This is a genomic window from Pseudoalteromonas sp. A601, from assembly GCF_002165575.1.
In the GTDB taxonomy this organism is placed as follows: Bacteria; Pseudomonadota; Gammaproteobacteria; order Enterobacterales; family Alteromonadaceae; genus Pseudoalteromonas.
Genome location: NZ_MXQF01000010.1, coordinates 62,327 through 78,439 on the forward strand (window position 1 = coordinate 62,327; position 16,113 = coordinate 78,439).

The 16,113-nt window shown below is 41.4% G+C and carries 14 protein-coding genes; 4 read left to right on the top strand and 10 right to left on the bottom strand.

The features are described 5' to 3' along the window. Positions 1-239: 239 nt before the first annotated feature. Together B5G52_RS10100 and B5G52_RS10105 are read right to left on the bottom strand one after the other, a co-directional pair. Positions 240-857, bottom strand: coding sequence for a LysE family translocator (locus tag B5G52_RS10100; protein WP_087532528.1), 618 nt, complete (start codon positions 855-857; stop codon positions 240-242). Next, positions 858-1,256, bottom strand: a complete 399-nt coding sequence (locus B5G52_RS10105) for a DUF3224 domain-containing protein (protein ID WP_087532529.1) — start codon at positions 1,254-1,256, stop codon at positions 858-860. It lies immediately after the preceding gene. Between the two features lie 89 nt (positions 1,257-1,345). Here B5G52_RS10105 and B5G52_RS10110 point away from each other — a divergent pair, with 89 nt between their 5' ends. Continuing rightward, positions 1,346-3,121, top strand: a complete 1,776-nt coding sequence (locus tag B5G52_RS10110; RefSeq protein ID WP_087532530.1) for an ABC transporter transmembrane domain-containing protein — start codon at positions 1,346-1,348, stop codon at positions 3,119-3,121. Between the two features lie 68 nt (positions 3,122-3,189). Here B5G52_RS10110 and B5G52_RS10115 read toward each other — a convergent pair whose 3' ends face one another. After that, positions 3,190-3,822, bottom strand: a complete 633-nt coding sequence (locus B5G52_RS10115) for an OmpA family protein (protein WP_087532531.1) — start codon at positions 3,820-3,822, stop codon at positions 3,190-3,192. A 76-nt stretch (positions 3,823-3,898) separates the two neighbouring features. Further along, positions 3,899-4,654: an ABC transporter substrate-binding protein gene (locus tag B5G52_RS10120; protein WP_087532634.1), complete on the bottom strand. Its 756-nt coding sequence runs from the start codon at positions 4,652-4,654 to the stop codon at positions 3,899-3,901. A gap of 157 nt (positions 4,655-4,811) precedes the next feature. Here B5G52_RS10120 and chrA point away from each other — a divergent pair, with 157 nt between their 5' ends. Beyond that, complete coding sequence (gene chrA, locus B5G52_RS10125; RefSeq protein ID WP_087532532.1) at positions 4,812-5,963, top strand: chromate efflux transporter; 1,152 nt, start codon at positions 4,812-4,814, stop codon at positions 5,961-5,963. Here the strand turns inward: chrA and B5G52_RS10130 are convergent. The 4 genes from B5G52_RS10130 to speA are packed head-to-tail and all read right to left on the bottom strand — an operon-like array spanning position 5,923 to position 10,906. After that, entirely contained in the window at positions 5,923-7,134 is a 1,212-nt protein-coding gene (locus B5G52_RS10130; protein WP_087532635.1) for a mechanosensitive ion channel family protein, read from the bottom strand. The two genes, chrA and B5G52_RS10130, sit on opposite strands and share 41 nt — an antisense overlap. Positions 7,135-7,181: 47 nt before the next feature. Continuing rightward, positions 7,182-8,105, bottom strand: coding sequence for an acetyltransferase (locus B5G52_RS10135; protein WP_087532533.1), 924 nt, complete (start codon positions 8,103-8,105; stop codon positions 7,182-7,184). 19 nt (positions 8,106-8,124) lie between these two features. Next, a complete protein-coding gene (locus tag B5G52_RS10140; RefSeq protein WP_087532534.1) occupies positions 8,125-9,003 on the bottom strand; it encodes an acyltransferase in 879 nt (292 codons plus the stop codon). 25 nt (positions 9,004-9,028) lie between these two features. Next, complete coding sequence (gene speA / locus B5G52_RS10145; protein ID WP_087532535.1) at positions 9,029-10,906, bottom strand: biosynthetic arginine decarboxylase; 1,878 nt, start codon at positions 10,904-10,906, stop codon at positions 9,029-9,031. Positions 10,907-11,108: 202 nt separating this feature from the next. On the opposite strand from speA, the gene speE reads away from it, so the two are divergent. Beyond that, on the top strand, positions 11,109-11,972 hold the full coding sequence (speE, locus tag B5G52_RS10150) for a polyamine aminopropyltransferase (protein WP_087532536.1): 864 nt from the start codon (positions 11,109-11,111) through the stop codon (positions 11,970-11,972). Positions 11,973-12,025: 53 nt separating this feature from the next. Here speE and B5G52_RS10155 read toward each other — a convergent pair whose 3' ends face one another. Then, complete coding sequence (locus tag B5G52_RS10155; RefSeq protein WP_254911188.1) at positions 12,026-13,246, bottom strand: hypothetical protein; 1,221 nt, start codon at positions 13,244-13,246, stop codon at positions 12,026-12,028. Then, entirely contained in the window at positions 13,236-13,859 is a 624-nt protein-coding gene (locus B5G52_RS10160) for a methylamine utilization protein (RefSeq protein WP_087532538.1), read from the bottom strand. The genes B5G52_RS10155 and B5G52_RS10160 overlap by 11 nt, the downstream gene beginning before the upstream one ends. A 181-nt stretch (positions 13,860-14,040) precedes the next feature. On the opposite strand from B5G52_RS10160, the gene B5G52_RS10165 reads away from it, so the two are divergent. Continuing rightward, entirely contained in the window at positions 14,041-16,083 is a 2,043-nt protein-coding gene (locus tag B5G52_RS10165) for a glycoside hydrolase family 97 protein (RefSeq protein WP_087532539.1), read from the top strand. Positions 16,084-16,113 lie beyond the last annotated feature (30 nt).

Sequence of the window (16,113 nt, forward strand, 5' to 3'; positions counted from 1 at the left end):
TAAATTGTGGATAAAATAAAACCAACAAAGTGTAACCAAAAAGTAAAATAAGTGTGATGAATACGTATGCACTAATAAGGGTAACGTCTAGCTCTGAGAAGTAACTTGTCGCCAAATGCTACGATTGAGCAACTAACGTGAAATGAATAGAGGGTTTAGTATGGAAAATAAGCAAGTAATAAATGTTCAGTCTGAGCCAACATTTTTTTATTTGGCCCAGAAAGCTGGATGATTAAATATTACGTTGTTAAAAGAACACGTACAGCAAGGGCTATAAAAATCACCGCGAGAACTTTATCAAGCCAAGGTGATGACTTAGTAAACGCAAATCGTTTTTTTGACAGTTCTGTGAGTGCTGCCACTATCAAATACCAGCCAGTATCAATAACAAATACGGTTAAGCACATGATCATGCCCACTTTAAAAGTTAGGTTTGCAGGGTCAATAAACTGTGAGAATAAGGCTAAAAAGAACACCGCAAGTTTGGGGTTCAAAAACGCAATAGCAAAACCATCTTGCAACGCTTGTTGAGCACTACCACTTTGCTGCGCAACTTGAAGCTCATCAGCACTGGGTTTTGCTAATAAAATCTTAATACCTAAATATGCTAAATACGCCGCACCTAAGTAAACTAACACTTGATACACAGTGGGAAACTGTAACATCAATGCACCAAGACCAAGCAAAGATGCCGCTGCATAAAAGCCAACACCTACCCCATGACTAATAGCCGCAAGCATGCCACTTTTCATACTGCCATGAATACTGTGCTTCAAAACCACAGCCAAACTGGGCCCAGGAGACATAGCCCCCATCATACAAATGGCAACTAAGCTTAACCATAGTGATAGCGTCATTTAGAGTTGATACTCAAAATCATAAAAATGAGTTCCGTCTTCAATGCGAATACTCATTTTACCACTAAGCCCTTCAAGCTCATTACTACCAGAATCAGGTATAACATTTAAAATTAATGAATCTTGGCCTTTATCCATGGTGCCAAAGTGCTGCAATACAAAACTACCTTGCTTACCTGCAAGAGTGCCAACAACTTGCTCAATAGCAACATAGCCTGCACTGCCTTGGGTGGTTGTCATCGCGCTGAGCATTTCGCCAGTGCTGGTCGCGTCAAGCTCGCCTGTAAAAGTTTTATCTATCGACATTCGCCCCAAATTAACGCCATCAATACCTTTAGCGTAGCCTTCTATTGGGTTGAGTTTAACGCTAAATTCGCCCGTAATGTGTGTAGTAGCCATGATAATCCTTTATTGATTGTTGTTTGCGGTTATTGAAATATTTTTATTTGCAGCCATATCTATACCTTATCCATAAAAAAGAATCCAGCATGAGCAAATCCACGCACCAAGAAAAAGCGGCTTTTAGTAGCTTAATCCCTATTTTTGAATTTATTAAACCTTACAAATGGGTGGTTTTCTCTGCGCTTTTGGCGCTACTTATTACCGCAGGTGTTAACTTATCACTTGGCCAAGGGGTTAAATTTGTCATTGATCATGGCTTTATTGCGGGCTCCCAAGCGCAATTAAAACAAGCGGTGCTAGTACTAATAGGGCTGATCAGTTTATTAGCTGTTGGAACATTCAGCCGATTTTATTTAATGTCGTGGATTGGCGAACGTGTTAGTAATGATATTCGTAAAGCAGTATTTGATCGCATCGTCACTCTGCACCCAAGTTACTTTGAAGAAAACCGCAGCGGCGAGCTCATGTCACGCCTAACCACCGATACCACCTTGTTACAATCCATTATAGGCTCATCGTTTTCAATGGCGCTGCGTAGCGCATTAATGCTTATTGGTGGCTTAGTGATGCTGCTAGTCACTAACTTAAAGCTCACCTTAGTGGTGGTTGCTTGTGTGCCGTTAGTATTAGTGCCGATGATGGTTTTTGGCAAAAAGGTACGTAAACTTGCCAGCTCTAGCCAAGATGCCATTGCCGACATTAGCACTTACGCTGGGGAGATAATTCAAAATATCAAAGTAGTGCAAAGCTATAGCCATGAACAACGCGAGCAACAGGCCTTTGCGCTTGAAACCGATAAAGCATTTAATGTGGCTAAAAGCCGTATTAAACAGCGCTCATTTTTAATTGCCGCAGTAATATTTTTAACCTTTAGCGCCATAAGCGTCATGCTTTGGGTTGGCGGCACTGACGTACTTGCAGGCACTATGACCGGAGGGGAACTCGGTGCCTTTGTGTTTTACGCTATTATGGTAGCAATGTCGGTGGCAACCGTAGCCGAAGTATATGGTGAGCTACAACGCGCCGCTGGCGCTGCTGCAAGGCTGCTAGAGCTGTTAGCGGTGAAAAGCGAGATTGTAAATCCTGCAACACCGCTTGATGATCAATTGCAATCACATAAAGAATCAGTAGCCATAGAGCTCAAAAATATTACCTTTAACTATCCGTCACGCCCTGATGTTAGCGCACTTAAAAATGTAACGCTAACTATCGCACAAAGCCAAACAGTAGCAATTGTTGGCCCATCTGGTGCAGGTAAAACGACTCTTTTTGAACTACTACAGCGCTTTTACGACCCCGCTCGCGGCGATATTAAGTTTCACGGTATTAATATTAAAGATTTATCACTCAATACCCTACGTAATTGTATGGGCATGGTGGCACAAAACCCGATTTTATTTAGCTCTGATGTGATGCACAACATTCGCTACGGCAATCCAGGTGCCACTGACGAGCAAGTTTATGCTGCTGCTAAGCATGCCCATGCTGATGAGTTTATACAACAGTTACCAAACGGCTATGAAAGCTTTTTGGGAGAGCAAGGCGTGCGTTTATCTGGCGGGCAAAAACAGCGGATTGTGCTCGCTCGCGCAATATTAAAAGACCCTGAAATACTATTGCTTGATGAAGCAACCAGTGCTCTTGATGCGCAAAGTGAGCATCATGTGCAAGCCGCGCTTGAGCATCTAATGCAAAACCGCACTACACTAATTATTGCCCATCGCTTGGCCACAGTAAAACATGCAGATGTAATCGTCGTGATGGAGCACGGTGAGATAATTGCCACAGGTACGCACCAGCAATTAATAGAGTCAAACCCACTATATAAACAATTATGTGAGCTGCAGTTTAATAGAGATTGAAGAAAAGCGGTCAATAACCTCAATCACCAGCTAATAAACAAGTGATTGAGATAAATAAATGCAAATAACTAGCCTTCGGTGTTTGGTACGATTTGAATTTCTACACGGCGGTTTTGCGCGCGGCCGTTAGCACTGTCATTACTGGCGATTGGCTGGGTTTCACCATAGCCGCGAGTACTGATACGCCCAGCTAGAATTTGTTGATTCACTAAGTAGCTTTTCACACTTTGTGCACGCTGCTCAGATAGTGTCATATTGTAGCTATCTTTACCTGTGCTATCGGTATGACCTTCAATGCTAAGGAAGGTTTTTTCATATTTGTTCATTACTTTAGCAATCGCATCTAAGGTATTATGAAAACCCGATGAAATATATGATTGGTCTGTCGCAAAGGTAATATTTGATGGCATAACTAAGCGTAAGTTGTCACCTTCACGGACTATTTCAACACCAGAACCGGCGAGTTCATCACGAAAAGCCTGTTCTTGTTTATCCATGTAATCACCAACAGCCGCACCGGCTAAGGCACCTATTGCAGCGCCAATAAAAATACGTTTGTCATCGTGGTCACCAGTTGCTTTACCCAGTACAGCACCTGTTGCAGCACCAATACCTGCTCCCATACCAGTATTGTTAGTTTCGCAACCGGTTAGTAATACACTTACAACTGCTACTGTTAATAATGGTTTAGTTAACGTCATGGTAACTCCTTGCCTCTAAATACTCATTTGCTAGTAAGTATGCAAAGCTGTCCATGAACAAACCATGAAGAATCAGTTAAAAGCCCAGCGACTCTCGATCTACGGCGGGTAATTTATAAGGTGCAACGAGTTTCGTTAATTCGCCGCTATCAGCCAACTTTTTTAGTTGCTCATCAATACGCTTAGCCAAATCAGTGCTATGAAACTGCTTGCTTAGAGCAAGGTAGCCATAAATGGTATCGCTGTGACGGTAATCCATTTTCACTAGTTTATTAGCCGGTTGATTTAAAACACTCATTGCATGATCCGTTGTGCTTTCAATGCCGACTACCAAATCCACTCGACCTTTTACTAGTAAATCAATAGCCGTCTTTTCGGTCAATACAGGAACTTTAATTAACTTATCATCCTCATTAAAGCGCTTAAAATATGCAGCTCCACGCATAATGGCTATTTTCTTTCCATATAAGTCATCGTAGTGCTTAATTTCTAACTTGCTTTCATGACGCGCATAAAATACAAACGACGAGGTGATCACCATATAAGGAGGCGTAACAAACTGCATCAATTTCTGGCGTTCAGGTGTAAGTATTAACCCTCCCATCGCGTTAACTTCGCCATTTTCAAGCATTCTGATACAACGAGAAAATGGGCAGCCTACTAATTCTAATTTAAAATCAAGTTGCTGCTGCATTAACTGAAAAATATCAACAATAGCGCCAGTAATTTCACCACTTTCTGATATTTGGCTATATGGTGGACCATGATCCACAGCTAATGATACCTTAGTTATAGCAACGGCCGCATAAGAACTGTTGCTCACACAAAGCATAATGCCAATAAAAACGGAAACTATAAATCGCATATCTACTTTATTTTAGCTATCACCTACTCTTATTGTAGACAGGTACATAGATTAATAACCATAAAATTGTCACTAAAATTTGTAATAATGAAACATAAACGTGCTATAGGAAAATAAATCCATTATGTTACTCGCTATTTTTAAACAGTTTTTTTTACTTGGTTGCATGAGCTTTGGCGGCCCTGCAGCACACCTTGGATATTTTAAACGCCACTTTGTCGATAACCTTAAGTGGTTAAACACCCAGCGCTATGCACAGTTAATTAGTTTAAGCCAAGCATTACCAGGGCCTGGCTCAAGTCAAGTAGGGTTTGCCATTGGTGTTGAGCGTGGTGGCTTATTAGGTGGAATCGCAGCTTTTATAGGCTTTACGCTGCCATCATTATTGATCATGATATTACTTGCTATCAGTGCTCACCAATTTGATGCAATTTACTTTGCTATTATCGCCGGATTAAAGTTATTTGCAGTGGTGATTGTCGCAGATGCAACACTTAGTATGGCAAAAAGTTTTTGCACCAGCTGGGTATTAAAAGCATTGGCCGCTTCAAGTACTTTGTTGCTCATTGTAATACCCAACCTTGCCGGTCAAATAGCGGTATTATTTATAGCTGCAAGTATTGGCGCTATTTGGCCAATGTTAAACTTAACTGATAACAATGAACCGCAATCAGTAACCAAGGCAGGCGTTAACTGGATTGCTTTGCTGCTATTTGCCTTACTGCTGATAATAAGCTTTCTGCCCATGACTGAAAGCGCCGCGTTATTTGCGCCATTTTATCAAGCTGGCGCGATGGTGTTTGGTGGTGGGCACGTTGTACTGCCAATACTTCAAGCTGGTTTACCCACACTCAATACCGAGCAATTTTTAACAGCCTATGCTAGCGCTCAAGCAGTGCCTGGGCCAATGTTTACGATAGCAAGTTATTTAGGGGCACAATTTGAGGGGATTCAGCCCGTAGTAGGCGCATTAATTGCCACGACATTAATTTTTTTACCAGGGCTATTACTGATGTTTGCTTTGCAGCGTAGTTGGTTGCAGTTAGCCCAACACCCTCGTTTTGCAAGCAGCATTGCTGCACTTAACGCTGCGGTTGTGGGCTTTCTTGCGGCGGCACTGTACTCACCAATTTGGACTTCAGCAGTTCACAATATTTGGCATGTAGCGCTGGTAATAGCCGCATTTGCATGGCTAAGGTTGGCCAAGCCACCCATATGGTGGCTATTAATTGGCTTTATTCTGATGGGTCTTGGGCAGTATCATTTGCCACTTTAACGGTGGGTTTAATTCCCGTAGAACCATTTATCGCAGGGCTAAACTGCCCTGTAACACTTTGATAAGGACGTAAATCAAACAGCGGTAATACCGCAAGTAGATGATCCATTATTTCAGCTTGTAAATGTTCGAATGATATCCATCGCTTGTCTTGACTAAAGCAGTAGAACTCAATGGGTAAACCATGATTTAGTGGCTGTAACTCACGCACCATTAAGGTTAATGAGGTGTTTATTTTGTCATGTTGCTTTAAATAGCCTTCAGCATAACGACGAAACAGGCCTAAATTTGATACCGGATCAGGCAAACTATTCATTTTAATATAGTCTTTTAGGGCGATTGTTTGACCAATAGTTTTTGTAAGCTCATCATCAGCTAAGCGAATACTATTCATATCAATATTAAGGGAGCGTTTTATACGTCGACCGCCAGACTCCTGCATACCACGCCAGTTTTTAAAAGAGCCAGCTACCAACATGTAAGTTGGGATAGTCGTAATTGTATTATCCCAATTACGTACTTTTACTGTGTTTAAGCCTAAGTCGATTACTTCACCGTCTGCGCCGTAATTATCAACTTGGATCCAATCTCCGTAGGTCACTAAACGATTTGCAGCTATTTGGATACTCGCGACAAAACCTAAAATGGTGTCTTTAAATACCAGTAAAGTAACCGCAGCAATAGCACCAAAACCAGACAAAATATAAGTAGGCGACTTTTCAAGTAAAATACTAACAATTAAGATTGCGCAGATTATGAAGGTGATCAGCTTAACAACTTGAATCAATCCTTGTATTGGCACTTCACGAGCAAATTCAAGTTGGTTATAAATTGCCCCAGCAATACTCACTATACTGCTAATGATAAAACCAACATGAATGATCAACAGGGTTTGACCTATGGTTTTAAATACTTCGGCGGCAAATTCACCAACAGGATAAACACTATCAAATGTAGCCAAAAAAAATACACAGCAAAGCATGCCTGCAAAGCGACGATTAAGCTTTGTAAGTAATGGCGAGAGGGAGCCTATTCGCTCAGGTGAGAGTTTAGTAACCACAGCTTGAATGCCTGGTAACATTAAGCGCCGAGTAAATAAATATACAACCAGTAATGTACATACTCCAATCGCAGTAGCTGCTAGCGAGCCGAAGAGTTCAGCATCCGGCATCCCCTCAAACCAAGGTGTAACCAGTTGTTGTAGGCGTGTAGGTGTTGTCACGGTAGTTCAATCTCCTTATCCGGTATAATTACAATTTCAGAGCTCTGCTCTTCGTAAGCAATTGCCAGTTCACTATCTTTGTTTAACCATAACTGATTAATCGATTTTTGGAAACGAGCCCTAAACTGACAATCTTGCTGGTAGTTACCTAATAACTCAGGGCTAACAGGCACTAAAGTAATATTAACGGTCACTTTATTTAAGCGCCCACTTAAAAAGCTACCACAAATATGATTACTCTGTGCTTGATATACCAGCGTGGTATTAAGAATGGCATCAAATTGCTCGCCTAGAACTTCAAGCGCAAATGCGACGCCACCGGCTTTAGGCTTTAATAAATGCTTGAATGGGCTTTGCTGTGTTTGGTGTTTCGCATTTGTAAAACGCGTGCCTTCAACAAAGTTAATTATAGTGGTTGGGTGACTGCGAAAATTACGGCAACTATGCTTAGTGCGTGCAACATCAAGGCCTTTTAGGGCAGGGTTTTTAGCAAGCTGCGCTTTACTAACACGCTTCATAAATGGCATACCCATAGCCCAAGCGCCCGAGCCAATAAGCGGCACATACTTAAGCTCATCTTTTAAAAAGAACTTGGGGGCCGGCAAAACATCGATGGCACTGAGCACTACAATATCGAGCCAGCTAAAATGATTCGATATCAGCAAGTACCAACCAAGTTTATTTACATCACCATTAATAACTGTTGTGATTTGCGCGTTGCTCAATTTTAACCCGAGCCGGTTACCACTACACCAACCTTGATAAGCACTATGTAATACGTTACTTACCCACACCATGGGCAATACTAGTTTTATTAAGCCCAGTACTAAAACAACACAGCCCCACAGTAAGGTATTACTAAAAAGTACAACCCCCACAATTAGGCCATTCAGCCATTTTGGAATAACACTATTTAGCATGTGCACTCACTATTAATGATCACTTAGCTTGTTGCTCAAGCTTTACTAATTGCTGCTCTTTCTCATGCCATAAACGGTTTAACTCTGATTGAAAGCCAACTCTAAACTCAGAATCCCCGGTGTAATCGCCTATTAACTCCTGGCTTACAGGTAACACTTCAACGTGCACGTTGATGTTTTTAACTCGGCCACTGGCAAAATCAACAAAAGTAGGTATGCCATCAGGGTAATGAATTGTTACATTCACCACTTTAGATATTTGCTCTCCCATCGCTTGCATTACAAAAGCAATACCGCCCGCTTTTGGTTTTAATAAATGCGGGAATGGGCTATTTTGGCGTGCATGTTTAGCTTGAGTAAAACGCGTGCCTTCAACAAAGTTAACAATACTCACTGGCATTTCTTTAAACTTTTCACAGGCTTTACGGGTTGTTTCTAAATCTTTACCACGCAGTTTAGGGTTCTTTTTAAGCTGGCTTTTGCTGGTACGGGTCATGAATGGAAAGTCTAAAGCCCACCAAGCTAAGCCAAGAATCGGCACGTAGATAAGCTCTTTCTTCAAAAAGAAATTCAAAAATGGAATTTTTCGATTTAATAAACGCTGTAAAACTAAAATGTCGACCCAGCTTTGATGATTAGCAATAATCAAATACCAGTCTTTGAGTTTAACTTGCTCAAGACCTGTTACATTTAGCTGATAAGGTGTAAATATATTTTGATTTAATGAGTTGCAGCTCACCCACATAGTGGCGCACTTTTTAGCCGCCCAACTCATCGCTTTTTGCAATGGTTTAATTGGCAGTAATTTAATTAAGCCAAAAATAAAAATTGGTATAAACCAAATCACCGTATTTAAGGTGTAAAAGAAAATACTAAACACACAGCGAATCATCGACATTACTACTTAATTCCTTTCATCAAATTTAATCTTCAAAATACGTGTAACCAGCAAGTCCTGCATTTAGCTCTACTAAATACTGTGCTTTTTCGCTATCACTGATACTTAATTTTGCGACAGTTGATGCAAAGTTCTCGGCTAAAATTTCGCTATCATAGTCTACAAACTTTAATACATCCTTAACGCTATCACCCTTTATCGCATTTGTTAGTTGATAGCCTTGTTCGTTCAACTCAACATGCACCGAATCAGTGTCGCCAAATAAGTTATGTAAGTCACCTAAAATTTCTTGGTATGCACCCACCATAAACATAGCAACATGATATTGCTGCCCTGGAACATATTGCGGTATTGGCAAGCTTGTTTCAATTCCAGCACCTTCAACATACTCACGAATTTGCCCGTCTGAGTCACAAGTTATATCTTGAATAATCGCGCGTTGCGTTAAAGGTTTATCTAAATTCTCAATTGGCATTACTGGGAATAACTGCTGAATACCCCATACATCGGGTAACGACTGAAACAATGAAAAATTAACGAATAGCTTGTCGGCCAGTTTTTCATTTAAATCATCAAGTACTTCACGATGGGCTCTTGCACTGCTTAATGATGCTCGAACGCGATGCAATATGGTAAAGTAAAGTTGCTCTATTTTAGCCCATTCCAACATGCTAACTAAGCCGTGTACGTACTGATCATGCGCTTCACTAAATAAATGCATCGCATCGTGATAAATTTCAAGCGCCATACGCGGGTTCAAACGCTGTAAACATTGCCACATTTCATCAAGCACTAATACACTGTTAGGCTCTGGTGCGCTTGGGTTTAAATGATTTGGTGCTTGCTCAACGTCAATAACATCGGTGATTAATACCGCATGATGTGCGGTAAGCGCTCTGCCTGATTCTGTAATAATAGCCGGATGTGGTAAATCATGTTGTTCACACACTTCAGCAAATGCATTCACTACATTTCGTGCATATTCATCCACCGTGTAGTTCATTGAACAGGCACTGCGTGAGCCAGAACCTTCATAATCAACACCGAGTCCACCACCCACATCAACGGTGTTTAATGGCACACCTAACTGGGTTAACTCAGCAAAATGGCGCGAACATTCGCGTAAAGCCCGGTGAATATCACGAATATTGGCAATCTGAGAACCGATATGAAAGTGCACCATTTGCATTAAATGCAATTTATTGTGTTGCTTAAGTACCTCAACCGCACTAAGCACCTGCCCTGCAGTTAAACCAAACTTGCCTTTTTCGCCGCCGGTATTTTGCCATTTACCTTTACCCACAGAATTTAAGCGAATACGAATACCAATAGCCGGTTCAATGCCTAAATCATCTATTTCAGCTAGTAAGGTGGTCAGTTCTGATAGCTTTTCAACAACCACTTTAACCTTGTGGCCCATCGCTTGGCCAATACAGGCTAGGCGTAAGAATTCGCTATCTTTATAGCCATTACAAACAATAGTGATAGGTGATGTTGCCACTCCTAAAATAGCCATTAACTCTGGTTTTGAGCCAGCTTCAAGGCCCACTAATCCACTTGGATGAGCTAGCAACTTACTCACGACTGAGCGCTGCTGGTTTACTTTTATTGGGTAAACACAAGTGTAGTGACCATGATAATCGCGTGCATCGCGGGCTTTGCAAAACGCACTGGTGAGGGTATCAACTCGGTTTTGCAAAATATCAGTAAAGCGTACTAACACAGGCAATGTTAAGCCTTGTTTTTTAAACTGCTCAGTTAGTTCCGTTAATGAAATAGCCGCTTTGCTTTGATCGCCATCAGGATAAGCCACTAGCTCGCCTTGACTATTTATATCAAAGTAACCATCACTCCAATGAGCAACGTTATAGGTAGCGCGTGCTGTGTCTAAACCCCAAGTCATGGCAAATTCTTCTTTAGTTGGCAAATACGTGTTTAATCACGCATTTTAATACGTCATAACATCCTAAGCTAACAAAAATTAACCTTTAAGCCAAAGCTAGGATAAAATATTCGCTATACTGATAAAATTTCATTGAGCAAAACGCCAACCACTGGCAGAATTGCCCCTTTTTCATACTCAACTAAAAAGTGTAGCTAGCGACATGGCAAATTTAGATCAAAGCAAATGGTTTACCGAAATAAGCGAACGTGACGGCAGTGCGTTTTCTCTACGCATTAATAAAAAATTAGACGAAAAACAGTCTCCTTTTCAAAAAGTCGAAATGTTCGAAACCACAGATTTTGGTAACTTAATGATTATTGATGGCTGCACTATGGTAAGTAGTCGCGAGAACTTCTTTTACCATGAAATGATCAGTCACCCAGCGCTATTAGCTCACCCGAATCCTAAGAATGTCGTGATCATTGGCGGTGGTGATTGCGGTACTTTACGCGAAGTACTCAAACACCCAAGTGTTGAGGCAGTAACACAAATTGATATTGATGAAGTCGTTACGCAAATGTCGCTAAAATACTTCCCGGAGTTATGTGAAGCAAATCAAGATCCACGTGCAACGGTGATGTTTGATGACGGTATTAAATACATGCGCGAACTACCAAGTGATTCTATCGATGTAGTGATTGTTGATGGCACTGATCCGGTTGGCCCTGGAGAAGGCTTGTTCAACCATGCTTTTTATACTAGTTGTTTAAACGCCCTTCGCCCTGGCGGTATTATGGTGCAACAAAGTGAATCTCCACTGATGCACATGCCGCTACTAGTCGAGATGCGTGATGCCATGACTGAAGTAGGCTTTAAGGATTTGCAAACCCTGCCTTTCCCACAACCAATTTACCCAAGCGGTTTATGGTCAGTGACGCTAGCACGTAAAGATGAAGTATTTGCAGGCTTTAGAGAAGATGCTGCTAGTGAGCTTGCTCAAAGTACTGAATACTATAACAGTGGTATTCACCACGGCGCATTAGCTACACCTAATTTTATGAAGCGTGCCTTTGATAAAAAATAAGGTGTTTTAAAAAGTAAGGGGCTCCAAGAATCCCTTGCTTTTTTCATGCTGGTCTAAAAACGCCATTGAGCATTTAGGCTAATTTGTTGCTGGGAAACTTTTTCTGCTATGTCCATAGCGGCACGATTATCTACTTGGCTATGTAATGCAGACCCTTCAATACCTAACTGCCATTGTGGTGAAAGCTGATAACGCCAAGTTGCTGTAACCCCTTCGCCATGACTAGCATTTGGATCAAATGCCCAATCGTCTTTATCTGTTACTTCAAAGTAGTCATAACGAATAGATAGCCTATGAGATGCCATTTTATGGCTCAATAAAACAAAGTGGCTATAAAAACGGTTATCTACACCTCGTGTATCTCCCATCGCCGTACTACCAGACATAACCTGAGTAATTAAACGTGTTTTAGCATTGAATTTATATAACCATGCAGCGCTTGCAAAACGTGTATCCCACGCGTATTGCCCAGTACTGTAATTTACAGCAGCTGGGTCACCATTATTATCATAGTAATAGAATCGAAATTGCGACTTTTTTAAATAATCCCAATGTACACCAGCATAATAACCAAAGCGGCCATCAATCTCTTCAAACGGCAAAACCTGATTAGCTTGAAATTGCAGTTGAGGCGTATCAAGCGATGCAACAGCGGCAAATGCCACTTCTTCGTTCAGTGTTGTTTGGCGGTCATGCATCGCAAAACCACGCCAAGCTAAAAGCGTACCTGCGGGGTCATTACCTTTAAATGTAGCACCAACAAAGGCAAAGCTATGCTTACTATTAAAACTGCGACCAGGGCGTTTAATTGTTGCTTCTACGCCCAAAGTACGCACTTCCTCGCCAATCCATGAGTTTATCGCAGAATTCGTGTAATTGTAGGGAGATATCCAGCCCATATCAGGGTTTTCTAGTGACAATAAGGGATAAAAACCACCAGCGCGAACATGCCACTTATATTTGCTACTAGTCAGAGGTTTATACTGCAAATACACTTGACTGAACCCAAGCGTTGGTTCAGGGTCTTGATAGGCATTAATCACCCCATGCGCAGACCAACCACTTGTTATATCGGCTCTAAAATCGATTAACCCTTGCGTAAGTACAATACCGTCGGTATCAGTGTCGTAGCGATAAAGCCCTACACCACCTTCTTGCCAAGTAGCGTAGGAATCGCCTTTTATTGCACCTACTTGCAATAAACCTTTTACTTGCGCAGTGGCATTTGACACAACAGCCAGAAGGGCAAAACCTAATACGACTCTAATATTCATCAAATTCATCTACACCAATTGCAATACGCGGAGTTACTTTTTGTTTTAATTGATAGTTGAAATCTGTATCACTAACTGTAACGGTTTGCGACTCTGTTGAGCTAATATCGCCAAATCCTTCGTGCCATACACTAAGTGTGTATTCACCTGGCGGTACATCAAAAGAAAACTGGCCTTGCTCGTTTGTTATGCCATAAAATGGGCTATCAACAACCACTATATAACCAAGCATCCAATCATGGATATTACAGCCAAGCTCAACAACCCCAGCTTGATCAAAGGTGATCGGCGCTTGTGGTTGTTCACGATAAAGCTTTAATTCAAACGCCTTGCTTTTAGAAAACGAATAAACGTGATGCATAATCGAATCTAAATTAGGAAATTCGACCTCGGCATTTTGCTCAACCACCAACACATGCGGAGTAAACTGGCGATCCTTTTGCGACATGGTAAATGACTGATTAGTGCGAGCCTTATTCTCTGAGGCTTGTAACGGGGTTAACCACGCCACCACATTTGCTACAGTTTGCTGATCTAAATCAGAAATTGTCACGGTGACGGCATAGCTTTTAACTGAAATAAAAGCTAAAAGTACAAAGGTGATGAATTTCATATTGGCTATTCTAATTATTTTGCATACCAGTATAGACCTGTTTTATAGATACTTTATTACTTATTTTAAAAAATTATTGAATTGAATACGTATGTAGCTACCTCGTAAATTCCCCCCGTGCGTTTTATGCTAACTAACTGAACTCTGGATAACTTACCCAGTTAGACATAAAGGACACACAATGCGATTACCTTTACTACTACTAGCGCTTTTATCAAGCAGTGGCTTCGCTAAAGAAGCAACTGTTGAATCACCAAACAAAAAAATCAAAATAACCATTTCAGATCAAAATACCACGCCTCATTATTCAATCAGCTTTAACAATAAAAATGTTATTGAAAACTCATCCCTAGGATTTGAGTTTAAGCAGCAAGCAGCATTTGATGAAGGTTTCACAATCACTAACATTGCGAGTGAACAGGTACATGACCAATGGCAGCAACCATGGGGTGAGCGTCAAACGGTTGTTGATCAACATAATGAAGTGGCAGTTACTTTTAGTAAACCAACCCCTCATGGTGGTACGTACACAGTGCGTTTCAGAGCATTTGATAGTGGTGTAGGTTTTCGTTACGAAGTACCTAAACAAGCTGGCTTTGAAAACATTGAAATAACCAAAGAACTCACAGAATTTGCAGTTGCCGCTGCGGATAAAGCCACAGCCTGGTGGATCCCCGCGCGAGGCTGGAATCGCTACGAATATGTTTACAACACCACATCATTACAAGATGCAGCCCTTGTGCACACCCCTTTCACGTTTAAAAATGCCGATGGTGTTCATATTAGTATTCATGAAGCTGCATTGGTTGATTATGCTGGTATGGTGCTCAATCAACGTCGCCCTGGTACCTTACAAGCTGATCTAACACCTTGGTCTGACGGCATCGCAGTTAAAAAACACGGCGCATTTAATACCCCATGGCGTACGGTACAAATTGGCGAGCAAGCCATTGATTTGATTAATTCAGATATAATTTTAAACCTAAATGAACCAAACAAATTAGGCGATGTATCTTGGGTCAAACCAGGTAAATATGTGGGTATTTGGTGGGGTATGCATATCAATGAAACCACCTGGGGCAGCGGTGAAAAACACGGCGCTACCACAGCAAACACTAAGTACTACATGGATTTTGCAGCTAAATACGGCTTTGATGGGGTACTCGTTGAAGGCTGGAATATTGGTTGGGACGGTGATTGGTTCTTCAATGGCGATGTATTTAGCTTTACCAAACCTTATGATGATTTTGATATCGCCGAACTGACTCGTTACGGTAAACAAAAAGGTGTGCAGCTTATAGGCCATCACGAAACCTCTGGTAACGTTACAAACTACCGTAATCAAATGGAAGATGCTTACGCGCTGTATGAAAAATCCAACGTTAGCCAAGTAAAGACAGGCTACGTCGCAGATGGCGGTAACATCAAACGCATTGACGAAAATGGTATTGTTCGAAAAGAATGGCACGACGGTCAATTTATGGTTAACGAATACCTACACAGTATAAAGCTGGCCGCTAAACATAAACTCAGTATTAATACTCATGAGCCGATTAAAGACACCGGCCTGCGCCGAACCTACCCTAACTGGATAGCTCGTGAAGGTGCTCGAGGCCAAGAGTTTAATGCATGGGGCACGCCACCTAATCCACCAGAACATATTCCGATGCTTGCCTTCACTCGTATGTTAGCGGGCCCTATGGATTTTACCCCGGGCATATTTGATATGGGTTTTAATGGTTTAGGCGCTGATACTAACCGTCCGCAAACAACCCTAGCTAAGCAACTGGCTTTGTATGTAGTGATGTATAGCCCTATTCAAATGGCTGCTGACTTACCGCGTAATTACTTAGCAAAACCGGATGCGTTTAAATTTATTCAAGACGTGCCGACTGATTGGCAACAAAGTATCGCATTGGCAGGTGAAGTTGGCGACTACGTAGTGTTTGCACGTAAAGAGCGTAAACGCGACAATTATTCAGGTAATGATTGGTATTTAGGCGCAGTCACCGATGAGCAAGCTCGCACAATAGATATTAAGCTCGACTTTTTAGAAGCAGGAACCGCATTCGAAGCACAAATTTATAGAGATGGTGACAACGCACAATGGGAAAACAACCCCTACGACATCAAGATTGAACAACGTATTGTGACAGCAAAAGATACATTATCACTAAAGCTAGCGACAAGTGGTGGCACAGCCATTAGGTTTAAAGCGCTGTAAAAGTAGCCATATTTATATTATATATAGGTT

What these genes read in the sequence shown, in the direction of transcription:
- B5G52_RS10100 (WP_087532528.1), bottom strand. Translation starts at nt 857, where the DNA reads ATGACGCTATCACTATGGTTAAGCTTAGTTGCCATTTGTATGATGGGG.
- B5G52_RS10105 (WP_087532529.1), bottom strand. Translation starts at nt 1,256, where the DNA reads ATGGCTACTACACACATTACGGGCGAATTTAGCGTTAAACTCAACCCA.
- B5G52_RS10110 (WP_087532530.1), top strand. Translation starts at nt 1,346, where the DNA reads ATGAGCAAATCCACGCACCAAGAAAAAGCGGCTTTTAGTAGCTTAATC.
- B5G52_RS10115 (WP_087532531.1), bottom strand. Translation starts at nt 3,822, where the DNA reads ATGACGTTAACTAAACCATTATTAACAGTAGCAGTTGTAAGTGTATTA.
- B5G52_RS10120 (WP_087532634.1), bottom strand. Translation starts at nt 4,654, where the DNA reads ATGCTTTGTGTGAGCAACAGTTCTTATGCGGCCGTTGCTATAACTAAG.
- chrA (WP_087532532.1), top strand. Translation starts at nt 4,812, where the DNA reads ATGTTACTCGCTATTTTTAAACAGTTTTTTTTACTTGGTTGCATGAGC.
- B5G52_RS10130 (WP_087532635.1), bottom strand. Translation starts at nt 7,134, where the DNA reads ATGCCGGATGCTGAACTCTTCGGCTCGCTAGCAGCTACTGCGATTGGA.
- B5G52_RS10135 (WP_087532533.1), bottom strand. Translation starts at nt 8,105, where the DNA reads ATGCTAAATAGTGTTATTCCAAAATGGCTGAATGGCCTAATTGTGGGG.
- B5G52_RS10140 (WP_087532534.1), bottom strand. Translation starts at nt 9,003, where the DNA reads ATGTCGATGATTCGCTGTGTGTTTAGTATTTTCTTTTACACCTTAAAT.
- speA (WP_087532535.1), bottom strand. Translation starts at nt 10,906, where the DNA reads ATGACTTGGGGTTTAGACACAGCACGCGCTACCTATAACGTTGCTCAT.
- speE (WP_087532536.1), top strand. Translation starts at nt 11,109, where the DNA reads ATGGCAAATTTAGATCAAAGCAAATGGTTTACCGAAATAAGCGAACGT.
- B5G52_RS10155 (WP_254911188.1), bottom strand. Translation starts at nt 13,246, where the DNA reads ATGAATATTAGAGTCGTATTAGGTTTTGCCCTTCTGGCTGTTGTGTCA.
- B5G52_RS10160 (WP_087532538.1), bottom strand. Translation starts at nt 13,859, where the DNA reads ATGAAATTCATCACCTTTGTACTTTTAGCTTTTATTTCAGTTAAAAGC.
- B5G52_RS10165 (WP_087532539.1), top strand. Translation starts at nt 14,041, where the DNA reads ATGCGATTACCTTTACTACTACTAGCGCTTTTATCAAGCAGTGGCTTC.